General features: G+C 48.3%; 14 protein-coding genes. 6 read left to right on the forward strand and 8 right to left on the reverse strand.

What is annotated here, in order from left to right; translation table 11 throughout:
* Window positions 1-25 precede the first annotated feature (25 nt).
* On the reverse strand, window positions 26-1,846 hold the full coding sequence (locus tag QWY22_RS17930) for a XylR N-terminal domain-containing protein (RefSeq protein ID WP_300982160.1): 1,821 nt from the start codon (window positions 1,844-1,846) through the stop codon (window positions 26-28).
* A gap of 418 nt (window positions 1,847-2,264) precedes the next feature.
* Here QWY22_RS17930 and QWY22_RS17935 point away from each other — a divergent pair, with 418 nt between their 5' ends.
* Genes QWY22_RS17935 through QWY22_RS17955 form a run of 5 tightly spaced genes read left to right on the forward strand, consistent with a single transcriptional unit; the run spans window position 2,265 to window position 6,244 of the window.
* Window positions 2,265-2,738, forward strand: a complete 474-nt coding sequence (locus tag QWY22_RS17935; RefSeq protein ID WP_300982161.1) for a flavin reductase family protein — start codon at window positions 2,265-2,267, stop codon at window positions 2,736-2,738.
* A gap of 12 nt (window positions 2,739-2,750) precedes the next feature.
* Window positions 2,751-3,542, forward strand: a complete 792-nt coding sequence (locus tag QWY22_RS17940) for a 2-keto-4-pentenoate hydratase (protein ID WP_300982162.1) — start codon at window positions 2,751-2,753, stop codon at window positions 3,540-3,542.
* Window positions 3,539-4,420, forward strand: a complete 882-nt coding sequence (locus tag QWY22_RS17945) for an acetaldehyde dehydrogenase (acetylating) (RefSeq protein WP_300982163.1) — start codon at window positions 3,539-3,541, stop codon at window positions 4,418-4,420. The genes QWY22_RS17940 and QWY22_RS17945 overlap by 4 nt, the downstream gene beginning before the upstream one ends.
* Before the next feature lie 12 nt (window positions 4,421-4,432).
* On the forward strand, window positions 4,433-5,440 hold the full coding sequence (gene dmpG, locus QWY22_RS17950) for a 4-hydroxy-2-oxovalerate aldolase (RefSeq protein WP_300982164.1): 1,008 nt from the start codon (window positions 4,433-4,435) through the stop codon (window positions 5,438-5,440).
* Between the two features lie 21 nt (window positions 5,441-5,461).
* Window positions 5,462-6,244, forward strand: a complete 783-nt coding sequence (locus tag QWY22_RS17955) for an FAD synthetase family protein (RefSeq protein ID WP_300982165.1) — start codon at window positions 5,462-5,464, stop codon at window positions 6,242-6,244.
* A 62-nt stretch (window positions 6,245-6,306) separates the two neighbouring features.
* Here the strand turns inward: QWY22_RS17955 and QWY22_RS17960 are convergent, their stop codons facing one another.
* The 3 genes from QWY22_RS17960 to QWY22_RS17970 all read right to left on the reverse strand — a co-directional run bounded on the left by QWY22_RS17960 (window position 6,307) and on the right by QWY22_RS17970 (window position 8,932).
* Window positions 6,307-7,515, reverse strand: coding sequence for an ABC transporter permease (locus tag QWY22_RS17960; protein ID WP_300982166.1), 1,209 nt, complete (start codon window positions 7,513-7,515; stop codon window positions 6,307-6,309).
* A gap of 2 nt (window positions 7,516-7,517) precedes the next feature.
* Window positions 7,518-8,402, reverse strand: coding sequence for an ABC transporter ATP-binding protein (locus QWY22_RS17965; protein WP_300982167.1), 885 nt, complete (start codon window positions 8,400-8,402; stop codon window positions 7,518-7,520).
* 107 nt (window positions 8,403-8,509) lie between these two features.
* On the reverse strand, window positions 8,510-8,932 hold the full coding sequence (locus QWY22_RS17970; RefSeq protein WP_300982168.1) for a hypothetical protein: 423 nt from the start codon (window positions 8,930-8,932) through the stop codon (window positions 8,510-8,512).
* A 186-nt stretch (window positions 8,933-9,118) separates the two neighbouring features.
* Here QWY22_RS17970 and QWY22_RS17975 point away from each other — a divergent pair, with 186 nt between their 5' ends.
* Window positions 9,119-9,280: a hypothetical protein gene (locus QWY22_RS17975; RefSeq protein WP_300982169.1), complete on the forward strand. Its 162-nt coding sequence runs from the start codon at window positions 9,119-9,121 to the stop codon at window positions 9,278-9,280.
* 54 nt (window positions 9,281-9,334) lie between these two features.
* Here QWY22_RS17975 and QWY22_RS17980 read toward each other — a convergent pair whose 3' ends face one another.
* Genes QWY22_RS17980 through QWY22_RS17995 form a run of 4 tightly spaced genes read right to left on the reverse strand, consistent with a single transcriptional unit; the run spans window position 9,335 to window position 13,454 of the window.
* The gene (locus QWY22_RS17980; RefSeq protein WP_300982170.1) at window positions 9,335-9,523 is read right to left on the reverse strand and encodes a hypothetical protein; all 189 of its coding nucleotides are present in this window, start codon (window positions 9,521-9,523) and stop codon (window positions 9,335-9,337) included.
* A 27-nt stretch (window positions 9,524-9,550) separates the two neighbouring features.
* Complete coding sequence (locus tag QWY22_RS17985; protein ID WP_300982171.1) at window positions 9,551-11,002, reverse strand: S8 family serine peptidase; 1,452 nt, start codon at window positions 11,000-11,002, stop codon at window positions 9,551-9,553.
* Window positions 10,986-13,157: a peptidase domain-containing ABC transporter gene (locus QWY22_RS17990; RefSeq protein ID WP_300982172.1), complete on the reverse strand. Its 2,172-nt coding sequence runs from the start codon at window positions 13,155-13,157 to the stop codon at window positions 10,986-10,988. The genes QWY22_RS17985 and QWY22_RS17990 overlap by 17 nt, the downstream gene beginning before the upstream one ends.
* A gap of 15 nt (window positions 13,158-13,172) precedes the next feature.
* The gene (locus QWY22_RS17995; RefSeq protein WP_300982173.1) at window positions 13,173-13,454 is read right to left on the reverse strand and encodes a response regulator transcription factor; all 282 of its coding nucleotides are present in this window, start codon (window positions 13,452-13,454) and stop codon (window positions 13,173-13,175) included.
* Between the last annotated feature and the right edge of the window lie 272 nt (window positions 13,455-13,726).

Below are 13,726 nucleotides of genomic sequence, written 5' to 3' on the forward strand. Positions count from 1 at the left end.
TAGATGCAGCAAGGCTTTTTAAATTTTAAATTGTTATCGTCCCTTTTGATTTCAGGATGTTGATCGCCAGGTAGATGGAGAACAGCGCTTCGGTGTCGGCCAGGTCCTGGTTCAGGATTTCGCTGATTTTGGCAAGCCGGTAGCGCAGTCCGCTGATCGACATCGAGGTCTTTTTCGACGTCGCGTTGATGCTATTGCCATTGCAGATATAGGCATAAAGCGTCCGGATCAAATCGAATTCCTTGTCGATGGCCAGCAGCTTGCCGATGTGCTGCTCGACAAACCGGTCAATCAGCACATCATCCTGCACCTGGAACAGTACGCTTTCCAAGCCCAGTTCTTTGAAATAGGACACGTTCGTTTCTTCGTTCGTGGCGCGCAAAGCGGCCAAGGTTTCATTGTATAAAACCTTGAGCTCCATGAAGTTCTGGATCACCGTCGAGACGCCGACGCAGAACTTATGGCTGGAAAAGCGCTTCAGGCAGTACGTAAACAGATGATTGATGAACTTGTCCTGGGTGATATTCAAGTTCTCGAACGACGGGTATTCGATCAGAACGATGATCTTGTCGAGTTTCTGCGACACGATCGTATTGACGTTGCGTTCGTTCAGGAACAGATTGATGTAGCGGATGAGTTCTTCATTAAAGGCGATTTCGTTTTCAGCGTTTTTGCAGTCGCGGCCGATTGCCAGCATCCAGTACGAAGAAGCGGAATTGAAATTCAGGTAATAGGAGACTTTGTACATCTCCTCTTCCGTCAGCCGGCTCTCGAGCATGTCGTTCAGGAAACTGCGCTTGATGTTCTGTTCGGTGCTGATCCGGATGTTTTCGTTCAATAACAGGATCGCCGACGTCAAGCCCGCTTTTTCGATGATCATGTAATCGAGTTCGTTCGGCTCTTCCCCGGCCGGGTAGACAAACGAGCAATAGCCTTTGACGTCCTGCTCATAGAAAATCGGCGCGCGCAGCAGCGAAAAATTGTCGGAATAAGGGCTGAACTTTGTCTGCTTGGCGTTGAACTTGCGCAAATCGAGCGGCTCTTCCAAGTGGCCCGCCTTCACCAGCACCTGATGGTGGTCGTTTTCGATAAACGCCGTCAAGCCGGTCGTTTCATAGAGGATGTCGACGATTTTCTGGATGCCCTGCTTCGACAGCAGTTCTTCGATCAGCCGCTGGTGGATGTCGTTCGCTTTGGCAAGATGGTCGCGCTCGGTTTTCAGCTTGTCGGTCACTTCATCAAGTTCCTGGATGATGCTCGTGCCCTGGTAATAGCGCTGCTCCCCGGCAATTTCCTCGCCCCATTTGTCGAGCGGCATGCAGATGCATTTGCATTCCGCGTGCCCCATGCCGCGGCATTCGATTTCCTTTACGAGGACCGGCTGCCCGAGAACGGTCGACAGGTAACCGCTCGCATAGCCGCATAAAGTATGGCATACGGGTTCTGCACTTTTGTCATTCGCGAGCAGGTACTGGTCCGCTTCAAAGGTGTTGATCCACAGCACTTCGATGAATTCGAGCTGGTCTTTGTCCGTCCCGATTTCCAAAATCTCCACTTTATCGAGGTAGCCGTGCAGCTGATGGAACTTCGGTCCGGCATAGACCGCGTCCCAGACGCTGTCCCACTCGAACTGCTTGGCTTTTTCACCGTCGTTCACGCCGCAATGCCAGCCGTAGCGGGTAAAAACCCCTTTCGTCCGGTCTTTGCCGATGACTTTGACCAGTTCGGTTTTCAAGGCGGTCCGTGCTTCAATCGGAATCGTGATAACCCGGTCGTACAATTCATTGACCACCGTGTCTTTTTTGGCGTCGAACAAATCTTTCAAGTTCAGCGGTTTGGCTTCCATTCTCATTTCCCCTTTGTCTGAATAGGATGTGGGCCTTGCCCGGCAACGGCTGCTGGATACCTATAAACAATGCTTTTGAAATACCAATTAATGGCCATGGAATTGAAGTGCTCCCCTTTAGCATCTTCCGGCCTTCGTCTTTATCATTAAATTACATAAACACTAATTATACAACTCTAAATTTTCAAATAAATTACTATACTGCAAAACCATTTAGCTGTTTTGTGCTGAAATCCGGTGAAAATTGCTATGCTGGCGTTGTATTTTTCGTCGATTGGTGCTGATATTCTCAAGGTGTAAGTTTTTCATCGAAGCAAATATCCATTGGCCGCTGTCACGAAAGACCGCACGAAAATAAGTAAGCGGTTACAAAAGCAATACTCAGCCCAACATATCATAATGCAGAGGAGAATGTAAAATGGACGATTTGTTATTCAGAAAAGCAATGGGGAAATTTGCAACCGGCGTCACGGTACTTACGACAGCTCATGAAGGGGACATTCACGGTATGACAGCAAATGGCTTCATGTCTGTTTCATTGGACCCGAAACTGGTTGTCATTTCAATCGGACACAAGGCACGTTTCCTGGAAAAGGTCACGCAATCGCAGCGCTTCGCTGTTAATATTTTAGCTGAGGACCAGGAACCCCTTTCCAGGCATTTTGCTGGACGGCCGCAGGGAGAAGTGGAATTTGCCGCTCTGGATGGCCTGCCGGTGCTTGACGGAGCCGTTGCCAGAATTACATGCGAGGTTGCTTCCACTCATGTCGAAGGCGACCATACCTTATTTATCGGGAGAGTCACCGCGATTGAGTTTGAAGAAAAGAACCCTCTCCTCTTTTATTCCGGGCAATACCACGAAGTGAAAGCACTCGAAACCAATAAAATATAGGCAGGTGAAACCATGGAACTCCAAAAAATCGCCCAGCAATTACGGGATGCAGAAAATACGAAACAGCCCATCGCGCCGCTGACCGAAACAGCAGACGGCATCACGCCGGACGATGCCTACCGGATCCAGCTTTTGCAGATCGAGCAGAAACTCAGTGAAGGCGCGAAAGTCGAAGGCCTGAAAATCGGCTTGACGAGCAAAGCGATGCAGGACATGCTGAACGTCCATACGCCGGATTACGGCTTTGTGCTTGATTCGATGGTCTACGAGGAAGCGCGCGCCATCGACGCGGAGCACTTTATCCAGCCGAAAGTCGAATTTGAAATTGCGTTCGTCTTCAAGGAAGCCTTGAAAGGCCCGGACGTGACGATTGAGGACGTGGTCCGGGCGACGGATTACGTCGTTCCATCGGTCGAAATCATCGACAGCCGCATCGCGGACTGGCGCATCAAGTTTGAAGACACCGTGGCAGACAACGGCTCTTCCGCCGGCGCCTTGCTCGGTTCGAAGAAAACGAAACTTTCGGATGTGGATATCGCAGCAATTGAGATGACGGTTTACAAAAACGACGAAGCGGTGGATGCGGCATCGAGCAGCGCCGTCCTCGGCAATCCGTTGAACGCCGTTGTCTGGCTCGCCAATGAAGTGGGCCGCTACGACATCCAAATCGAACCCGGCATGTTTGTCTTGTCCGGCGCCTTGTCGAAAGCCCTGCCGTTTGCAGCAGGCGACCGTTTCAAAGCCGACTTCGGCGTTTTGGGCGAAGTCAGTATTTCATTCCAGCCGGCAGAGGTGACAAAATGAATAAACTAAAAGTGGGAATTATCGGTTCAGGCAATATCGGAACGGATTTGATGTACAAAATCGAACGCTGCGATTCGCTCGAAATGAGCGTCATGGTCGGCATCGATGCCGATTCAGAAGGATTGAAGCGCGCGAAGGACGCGGGCTACACCGTCATTTCAAACGGCATCGACGGCTTGATGGAGCAATTGGACGCGGTCGACATCGTCTTTGACGCCACCAGCGCCTATGCCCATAAAGCGCATAGCGATCTGTTGACCGCGGCCGGCAAACGAGTCATCGACCTGACGCCGGCGGCGATCGGCCCGTTTACCGTACCCCCCGTTAACTTGACAGCGAATTTCGATTCGCCGAACGTCAATATGGTGACGTGCGGCGGCCAGGCGACCATTCCGATCGTCCACGCCATCAGCCGCGTCGCGCCGGTCGAGTATGCGGAAATCGTGGCGACGGTATCCAGCAAAAGCGCCGGCCCCGGAACGCGCGCCAATATCGACGAGTTCACCCATACGACGGCGCGCGCCATTGAAAGGGTCGGCGGCGCCGAAAAAGGCAAGGCGATCATCATCCTGAATCCGGCAGAGCCGCCCGTCATTATGCGCGACACGGTCAATGCGTTGATCAAAACACCAGACTATGACGAAGCGGAAATCGTGGACTCCATCAACCGGATGGTGGCCGAAGTGCAGGAATACGTTCCGGGGTACCGCTTGCGGGGCACGCCGCAGTTTGACGGCCAGCGCGTCTCGGTGTTTTTGGAAGTCGAAGGCGCGGGCGACTTTTTCCCTGCCTATTCCGGCAACCTGGATATCATGACCGCTGCGGCGGCGCGGGTCGCCAACGAAATGGCGAAAGAATTACTGACGGCAAACGCGTGAGGAGATGGACTGATGGAGAAAAAATCATTTGAGATATTGGATGTCACCTTGCGTGACGGCAGCCATGCGATGTCGCATGCCTTTACCCCCGAACAGGTGCGGGATACGGCGCGGGCCCTTGATGCGGCGGGTGTCCGCTATTTCGAAGTTTCGCACGGCGACGGGCTCGGCGGCTCGTCTTTGCAATATGGCTTGTCTAAACACGACGAACTTGAACTCATTGAAATCGCTGCGGATGCATGTACACAGGCGGAAGTGTCCGTCCTGCTGATTCCGGGCATCGGCGTCAAAGGCGATTTGCAGAACGCCGTGAAAGCCGGCGCGAAAATGGTGCGCGTCGCGACACACGTCACGGAAGCGGACGTAGCCGCGCAGCATATCGCACTCGGCCGTGAACTGGGCTTGAAGACGGTCGGATTTCTGATGATGAGCCATATGGCGCCGACTGCGAAAATTGTCGAACAGGCGAAGCTGTTTGAAAGCTACGGCGCAGAAGTCGTCTACGTCACGGATTCGGCCGGCTATATGCTGCCGCAAGATGTCACCGAACGCATTTCCGCGCTAAAGCAGTCGATCGGCTGCGACATCGGCTTCCACGGCCACAACAATTTATCGATGGCGATGGCGAACACCGTCGCGGCGGTCGAAGCGGGCGCCACGTTTATCGACGGCAGCCTGCGCGCACTCGGTGCGGGCAGCGGCAATACACAGACGGAAGTGATGGTGGCGGTCCTCGAGCGCCTCGGCTACGAAACGGGCATTGACCTCTACAAAATCATGGACGCCGCCAACGATGTGGTGACGCCTTATATGCCAAGGCCACAGGAAATCACCGGGTCAAGCCTCGTCATGGGTTATTCCGGCGTGTATTCCAGCTTCCTCTTGCATACGCAAGTCGCGGCGAAGCGCTTCGGCGTTGATGAACGCGACATCCTAGTGGAACTCGGCCGTATGAAGGCGGTCGGCGGCCAGGAAGACCTGATCTATGACGTGGCGCAGGGCATCGCAGCCCGAAACTAACACCTAACAGGAGGGTTTTTTATGCAGACGATCCATTTAACAAGTCAAAATATGGCGCAGTGGCACAAGGGGTTTCCGGAGCAGGCGGTGGCTATAGGGTTTTTTGACGGTTTGCATAAAGGCCACCTGTCGGTTATACAGGAAGCCAAGCGCTTAGCGGACGAAGCTGGCATCGCATCCGCAGTCATGAGCTTTTTCCCGCATCCGAAAACGGTGCTCGGCAAAGGGGCGGAATCGTTCCCGTATTTGATGCCGCTTGAAGAAAAGCAGGCCGCGCTTGAAGCGCTCGGCATCGACACTTTGTTTCTGGTCCATTTTGACCGGGACATCGCCGGCATTCCCCCTGTCGGTTTTGTCGAGCAGTTTCTAATCAGGCTGAATGCCGTCCAGGTCGTCTGCGGCAGCGATTTCCACTACGGCGCCCGCGGAAGCGGCAATACCGAGACGCTGGCTGCGCAAGGCGCAGGGCATTTCGATGTTTCGGTCGTTGAACTGCTGGAATTCGGCGGCGAGAAAATCAGCTCCACCCGCATCCGGCAGGCTTTGGCGCAAGGGAATATTTCCATCGTGCGAAAACTGCTCGGGAAATTCTATTCGGTCAACTGGTGCCCGAAAAACGGCCTGCTGCCGTTCTACTCCCTGCCGGCACCCGGGAAATACGAAGTGAAGCTGCACCATGCCGATGAAACCGTGTCGTGCAAAGCGCAGGTCCTGAACGACAAAGAAGCGAAGTTCACCCATGATTTCAAGCAATGGAGCCAGGCTGTCCGGATTGAATGGATCCGGTCGATCGGCAACCATTAGAAACGAAAAGGAAGAGACACCGCCAGCGTGCGGCGTGCCTCTTCCTTTTCTTGTGTCTATTCTTATGATTTCCTCATAATCAGCTGACGCAGTTTCAAGTTCTCCCCGAAGTGCAGGATGCCTTTCGGGTAGACTTTGGCTGCAAAATAGCCGAATGCAAATGTGGTCAGGACCAGCAGCCCGATGGACAGGCTAATTTCCGCAAATGATGCTGCGTCTTTCATGATCAGGATGATCATATTGAATGGCGATGTAAACGGGAAGATTGCCATGAACTTCGACAGCGCAGAAGTCGGGTCATCGATCACAAACAGGATGCCGGAAAAAGCGCTGACCATCAACAGGATGGAAATCGGCATTGTGGTGCCGTTGAGTTCTTCGGGACGGCTCACCATCGAACCGAATACCGCATACAGGGAAGCATATAAGAGATATCCCAGCAAGAAGAAGATAAAGAAGTACACGCAGTGCTCGGCGGTCAGAGCCGACAGATTCAATTCAAAATTCCCCAGGCTCTGGGCGGGTTCCACGATTCCCGATTTCAAATACAGCGCGACCGATCCGAAGAAAGCCGCAAACTGCACAAGGCTCGCCAGCGCAATGCCGAAGATTTTCCCGAAGATCATCGCCAGCGGGTTCACTTTTGTCACCATCACTTCCATGACGCGCGACGCTTTTTCCGAGGCGACGCCGGTGGCAATGGTGGTGCCGTACATCATGACCGCCATCAAGATGAACATCAGCATCAAGTAAATCACAAAGATCGAAACTTCGTTCTCTGAAGTGAAAGATTCTTTTTCCATGGCGACCGGAACGAACAGGGCCTGCTGATCAGCCGCCGATATGCCGTTGCTGTCGGCAATCCGCTGCGTATTTTTTGCTTGCAGATACTGCGACAGCGACGAATTCAAGACGACGTCGTTGTTTTTGGAGAAGTAGGTGACGGAATAATTGCTTTCGCCTTTATCGATGATGTACAAGCCGGCAATTTTGCCTTCCTGGGCATCTTCCTTCAGCGAACTTATCTGGCTGTCCGTTCCTTCTTTCCATTCCCAGTCAGCCAATTGCCCTTCCAGTTCTGCCAACTGGATCTCCGGCGTATTGGAGATGACCGCCACTTCCTCTTTCGCGTCTGCAAAATTCTCGAGCAGGCTCGGAAGCGAAATGGCGAAGATGGAAATCAGGATCAAAGCCAAAGTTGTCGTCAGGTACGACTTCGATGTCACTCTTTCCCGAAATGATTGCTTGAAGACCAAATAGAAGTTTCTCATCATCAATCCCCTGCCTTTTCAATGAATATTTGGTTGAGCGACGGGTCAGCGATGCCGATTTTCCGGATCGCCACCAAACTTTTCAGCTTCTCGATGAGGTGCAGCCCCTGTTCCATGGAACTGACCTGCAATTGATATTCTTTTCCTTTTTTCACGAAATCCGTTTGCAGCCCCGCCAGATGCTCTTCCAAAGGCTGCGAGGATTCAATGTTCACATACTTGAAGCCATACCGGGTTTTGATGTCTGAAATCGCGCCCGACAGCACCACTTCGCCGTGCTTCATCAAATACACGCGGTCGCAGAACGATTCCACACTTTCCATCCGGTGGCTCGAAAAGATCAGCGTTTTCTTCAGCCGGATCAGGTCTTCGATCACGCCTTCGAGCATCTGTGCATTGACCGGATCCAAACCGCTGAACGGCTCATCCAAAATGACCAGGTCCGGGTCGTGCATCAGCGCCGCGATCAATTGGATTTTTTGCTGGTTTCCTTTTGATAAATCTCCGGTATCTTTTTTGAGGTACTCGCTGATCCCCAGGCGCTCGATCCATTTCAGGGCTTCCTGTTTAGCAGCACGCTTGCTCATGCCTTCCAATTGGCCGAAATACACCAATTGGTCGAGCATGTTCATCTTCGGATACAGCCCTCGTTCCTCTGGCAGATAGCCGAGTTTCACTTCTTTGCGCGAGAACGGACGGCCTCCCCATTGGATGCTGCCGCTTTCCTGCTGCAATAACCCGAGAATCATCCGGATCGTCGTGGTTTTTCCTGCTCCGTTTCTTCCCAGCAGCCCCACGGCTTCGCCTTGGTTGACCGATAAAGACAAGTTCTTTACCGCGTGGTAAGGTCCGAAATGCTTGTTTAAATCGTTGATCGTCAGGTTCATCCTAATCTCCCTCTCTTTAGAAAAATGCTTTATACACGACAATGACCAGCACACCCGCCAGCACACACAATCCGTATTGCCATAGCTTGTTCATCCAAATCATCTCCTTAGTCTGTAATCCATTGAATGGCCGTTTCTTTTGAATCCACTTGCCTGTTCTCAAAGACAATGGCCAGTTCTCCGTGCAGCAGAACCGCCTTTTCGTAGCTTTTAATCACTTCTTGGGCATTCTTTTCATGCAAGAGGCCCAATCGATATCTTTTTTCTTTTGCCAGATCCGGGCCGACTTCCCCTGTTTTTTTAAAGTAATTGTGATCAAAATCCAGTTCAAACCGGCCCGGCTGGCTGATGCCTTCCACTGCTTGATGGTCCAGGATGACAATTGCGGGTTTTGGAAAATTAGGCACTTGAGAAAAAGCGCGGAAGCAGATTTGGGCTAGCGTATTCACGTGGATCAGCGGCTGGCTGCCGGCTGCAAGCCAGTCCTCTTCCGCGTTTTTGTAAATCGTAAACGGGTAAGCAATTTCCATTTTGTCCTCTCCTTTCTCAATTTCATTCCAGATTATGAATAAATTAAATTTTTTGGGTAAAAAAACTCGTTTAAATACAAGTTTTTATACGAAATAAAAGAGCTAATTTTACTAATTATTTTCAACTAAGCTTCCATCTTATGATGAATACAAGAAAAAATACTTAACAAAAGGGGATTAATACTAATGAAAAAATTACTTGTTTCTCTTACAATCGTCGCTTCTCTTGCTGCTGCCACTGATTATTCTGCAGCAAATGAACAACACACCGAATTTTCTAAGGAAACTAACGCAGGCAACATCCAGGATATTATTAACCCGCTTCACCGAGAAACAGATTTCTCTTGAGAAATATTTTTATTAGGAAGTCATTCAGTTAAATTGCTGAATGACTTCTTTTATTTACAATACTTTTTGGTAAATCGGGTCGAATAAGCCTTTGATTTTGTCCTGCTCATAAAAATGAGCTAAATATTCGCTTGAAGCACCTTCTACTCCCATCATTTCTTCGTTGGATAGTTCAACTAAATGATGATCCGTTTTCAGTGAAGTTTCTTTCTTCCGCAAAAAACCAAGTAAATTACTCTTCATCATTACTGCCTCCTTTTATTTCTTTATTTATTTAATCAAGGTAAGGGAGTTATAGGCATTGACGATTCCTGCGCCAAATTTCTTTTTATCGCTCTTTACAGCGCCTTTTTCGAGAATTTTTTTAACTTCCTGGACTTTAGGTTTTTTTCCGTGCACTTCTTCGTATTCAGCAATTACAAGGGCAGCTGTTGCCGAAACTTTAGGCGCCGCTAAAGAAGTACCGGTCATGAATTCATAGCCTTTTTCAAATCCGGCATACTCGCTTGTTATCGACTGCATCAAATTAGTCGGATAAGTCGTAAGGGTCATGTGCCGTACATCGTAGAGCCCCTGATCGGCAAGAGGGCCGTAATCCCCTCCTGGTGCGCCAATTGATACATTCTTTCCGTAGTTAGAGTAAAAAGTTAACGCATTGCCTTTGTTGGTTGCAGCTACTGTAAACACATCCTCTAACCCCCCAGGCATGTGCAGCTGAGCGTCTTCCGAGAACCCCCGGGCAGCTGCCAGTTTTTTCGCGTTGAAAATATCGAATCCGGCACTTTCCGTACCCGAAGATGCAACGACAAAGCTATTTTCTTTTTCTGCATATTTCAATGCACGTTTGTATGCCGCATAAACAGCTTTTTCGTCTTTATTCTTTAAGGATTTGTAAACACCTAAACTTAAGTTAATCACGTCCATATCATCGTTCGCTGCCGCTACAATCGCTTCAATAACGTCGCTTGAATCGGCATTTCCCGTGTGGAACACTTTATAGGGGACTATTCCGATTTCCGGGGCAATCCCTTTTATATGGCCGTTGGCAGCAATTGAACCTGCTACCATCGTGCCATGCCCCATATAATCCTGCGTATCTGCCACTCCATCAACCAAGGATCGGCCCTTCGAAACAATATTCGCTTTTAAATCCGAATGATTGAAATCCAGTCCACTGTCTACAATCCCAACTTTCACGCCGTGGTTCCCGCTTTCTATATCGCGGCTTGCTCCATTTTGAGTGACGAGATCAATATCCCATAGCCATCTTGTATAAGTGGAATCTGCTTCGCTCTTCAGGTTTTGAGGAGCGGAAGCCAGCGGCATTAAAGTTGAAACAGGCGGCATACTGCTTGGCCGGACATCCCCTGCTTTAACGGTCTGGTCTTCTCCTACTTCTGTAATCAGCGTTCCGAACTCATTTTGAACATGCTTCTTAACCTTATTGTTTTGAGCGGGACCGGAAGCTTTTACTGTCAAGGTTTCAATTTCCTGGATCGCATTGATTGAGGCCCCGGGATCAATCCCTTGGATATCTTCAGCAATCATCCGTAAATTCGTACCTTCTTGAAACAGATAAATCATTTTCGATTCATCTTCTACCGCTTGAACAGGTAATTTAGGGAATCCGGCAGCCTGGGCAGAAGGTGTTAAACAACTCATGCTTACACTTAAAGCCAGAATTCCCGCTAGTGTTTTTGGCAGTTTATGCTGAACGTTCATTTTTCAACTCTCCTATCAAAGTTTGAGCTTTACACAGATTGTAGTAATATCCTTTTTCTTTCGTTAATTCTTCGTGATTGCCGATTTCCACGATTTGGCCGTTATCCATAACGATGATTTTGTCTGCATTTTGAACTGTACTTAACCTGTGGGCAATGACAACCCGTGTGCATGACATATAGTTGAGCTCACGATCGATAACACTTTCTGATAAGGTGTCTAATGCGCTGGTCGCTTCATCCAGGATCAGAATCGGCGGATTGGCGACCAATCCCCGTGCAATCAATAGGCGCTGCCTTTGGCCACCGGAAAAGTTCGCTCCGAACTCAGAAACCGTTGTGTCAAAGTTCAAGGGCAAATCCATGATTTCTTTGTAAATATTGGCTTTTTGGGCGGCCACAATTATATTTTCCTTTTCAACGAGGGTTCTTTGCGCTCGAATGTTTTCAGCGATTGTCTTATTAAAGAGCCGGGCTTCCTGAAATACAACGCCCATGGATTTACGCAAAGCTGCAATATTCATCATGGTGCTTTCTTTTCCATCAAATTTAATCTTTCCTGTTGTAGGGGTATAGAGCCCTAACAGCAATTTAACAACCGTGCTTTTTCCGGATCCGGAAGATCCGACAATCGCCACTTTTTCTCCCGCTGATATTTTAAATGAGACATCTTTGATGGCCATTTCACTAAAGTGATTATGCCGGAAAAATACATTTTCAAATTCAATGTCTCCTTTTAAGACAGGGTTTTGAATTTTCAATGCTTCGTTTTTCTGATCCTCAATTTCTGATTTAGCTTGCATGACGTCATATAGGCGCTGGAGATAGGATCCTAAATAAGTTAACTCGCCGTATCCATTGCCAATAGAGATAATGGGTGTAATGAAAGCCATTGCTAAAGCATTAAAGCCCAGCACAGTACCTAAGGTCATCGTTCCTGCAAGAATGGCGGAACTGCTATACCACAGAAGAAAAACAGGAAGGATGAACTGGACAGAAGAAGCGACCGTATTAATGGACGCTACCCAGATCGAGCGTTTTTCTGCTGTTTTCAATTGACTGTGGAAAAGGCCTTTCCATTCAGAAAACACCATGTTCTCCAGGCCCATCACTTTAATATCACTGATTCCATTGATGCTTTCCGATAGGATTCTCTGCACTTTTGATTGGGCTGAAACATCCTGATCCGATAATTTCCTCGAAACTTTTGTACTGGCCACCAATAAGGCAAACACTGTAATCCCGATTAAAAGCACCGTTGTCGTCATTTGGATTGAATATTGAAACATGATCGCTAAATACGTGAAGACCAAAATACCATCTATCAAAAAAGAAATAACCTTTGTGGATAGGATTTGCCTGATGTATACATTGGAATTAGCGCGAAACAGCAATTCACCTACCGAACGATTTTCAAAGAAGTTATAAGGCAAAGTCAGCAGTTTTCCGATAAACGTTTCCATCAGTGATTTGTCGATGCTGGTCTGAAGTTTAGCAACCAGGAAACCTCTGAACCATGAAAGAATTTGAAAACTGATAAATAGCACGAACAAGCCAATCCCGATCGAACTCATCGCATCGCCATTTTTTGGCACAATGATATTATCCGTGATCCAAGTAGTCATCCATGGCACCACAAGGGTGAAAAGCTGCAAAACCAAAGAGCCAAACAGAATCAAGAAAATCAATTTCGGTTTTTTCAGTGCAAAAGACAAAAAGAATTTAACATGCGAAGGTCCCTTGCTTTTAACAAACCCTTCGGTTGGCGTTAAACAAAGGGCAAAGCCTGTATATTTTTCATCGAACTCTTCATGGCGGATTTTCCTTCTGCCTAAAGCTGGATCCACTACGACAACATGTTTTTTTGAAATGGATTCCAGCACAACGTAATGTTTGTTTTCCCAGTGGATGATTGCCGGAAGAGCCATGTCCATAAGGGCTTCTTTTGCAGCTTTAAACCCTTTCACGTCTAAATCGTAATGCTTTCCGATAAGCATCAGCTGATACAAAGAAGTTCCGCCTTTAGGCACCCCGAAATTTTCTCGTAATTCAGCCAGCGAAACGTATTTCCCGTGGAACGCAAATACCATGGCCAGGCTTGCAAGCCCGCACTCACTGTGTTCCATTTGTTCAATGAAGGGTACTTTACTAGCCATATATCCCTCCCCTTTCTAAATTTGAACTTCTTTAAAATGACTTATTGTATAAAAGGGAGGCCTCGAATTTTGATCCATAGAACGCTCTTCTTGGGCATGAAGCCAGCCGAAATAATAAACACCGATTCCAATTTCAACCCGGGAAGTAATCTCCCACTTTTCTTTAATGTTAAAAATCAATTCCCCTACTCTTCTGCGGCTGATAAATAGCAGCTTTGCTATCTCCACATCCTTTTTTCCTTTAGCGACTAAGACAGCAACTTCACGTTCTCTGTTACTTAATTGCTTGATCTCCATCCGATTATGTCCCCCCATTAATAAGTGAATTTATTTGTTAAGTTAACTATAAAGAAAGGGGATAGGTGAATAGAATAGGTAAAAAAATAGTAAGTACACTGCGAAAAAAAGTGCTATAAAACCAAGCTCTTTAACCAAATTCCCTTTATATGGAATTTTTAGAGAGAATCTAAGCACCTTTGGAATCTTTCTTCCATATAAAAAGCAATTCAATCAATAGGGATGATGGACGGATCCCCCTCGACTGAACTGCTCTTTATACTCTTTCAATT

Source organism: Planococcus liqunii (assembly GCF_030413595.1).
Classification (GTDB): Bacteria; Bacillota; Bacilli; order Bacillales_A; family Planococcaceae; genus Planococcus; species Planococcus liqunii.

Coding starts and splice junctions, on each gene's coding strand:
- dmpG (WP_300982164.1), top strand. CDS start 4,433: ATGGAGAAAAAATCATTTGAGATATTGGATGTCACCTTGCGTGACGGC.
- QWY22_RS17940 (WP_300982162.1), top strand. CDS start 2,751: ATGGAACTCCAAAAAATCGCCCAGCAATTACGGGATGCAGAAAATACG.
- QWY22_RS17935 (WP_300982161.1), top strand. CDS start 2,265: ATGGACGATTTGTTATTCAGAAAAGCAATGGGGAAATTTGCAACCGGC.
- QWY22_RS17955 (WP_300982165.1), top strand. CDS start 5,462: ATGCAGACGATCCATTTAACAAGTCAAAATATGGCGCAGTGGCACAAG.
- QWY22_RS17930 (WP_300982160.1), bottom strand. CDS start 1,846: ATGGAAGCCAAACCGCTGAACTTGAAAGATTTGTTCGACGCCAAAAAA.
- QWY22_RS17980 (WP_300982170.1), bottom strand. CDS start 9,523: ATGAAGAGTAATTTACTTGGTTTTTTGCGGAAGAAAGAAACTTCACTG.
- QWY22_RS17985 (WP_300982171.1), bottom strand. CDS start 11,002: ATGAACGTTCAGCATAAACTGCCAAAAACACTAGCGGGAATTCTGGCT.
- QWY22_RS17990 (WP_300982172.1), bottom strand. CDS start 13,157: ATGGCTAGTAAAGTACCCTTCATTGAACAAATGGAACACAGTGAGTGC.
- QWY22_RS17960 (WP_300982166.1), bottom strand. CDS start 7,515: ATGAGAAACTTCTATTTGGTCTTCAAGCAATCATTTCGGGAAAGAGTG.
- QWY22_RS17965 (WP_300982167.1), bottom strand. CDS start 8,402: ATGAACCTGACGATCAACGATTTAAACAAGCATTTCGGACCTTACCAC.
- QWY22_RS17970 (WP_300982168.1), bottom strand. CDS start 8,932: ATGGAAATTGCTTACCCGTTTACGATTTACAAAAACGCGGAAGAGGAC.
- QWY22_RS17975 (WP_300982169.1), top strand. CDS start 9,119: ATGAAAAAATTACTTGTTTCTCTTACAATCGTCGCTTCTCTTGCTGCT.
- QWY22_RS17995 (WP_300982173.1), bottom strand. CDS start 13,454: ATGGAGATCAAGCAATTAAGTAACAGAGAACGTGAAGTTGCTGTCTTA.
- QWY22_RS17945 (WP_300982163.1), top strand. CDS start 3,539: ATGAATAAACTAAAAGTGGGAATTATCGGTTCAGGCAATATCGGAACG.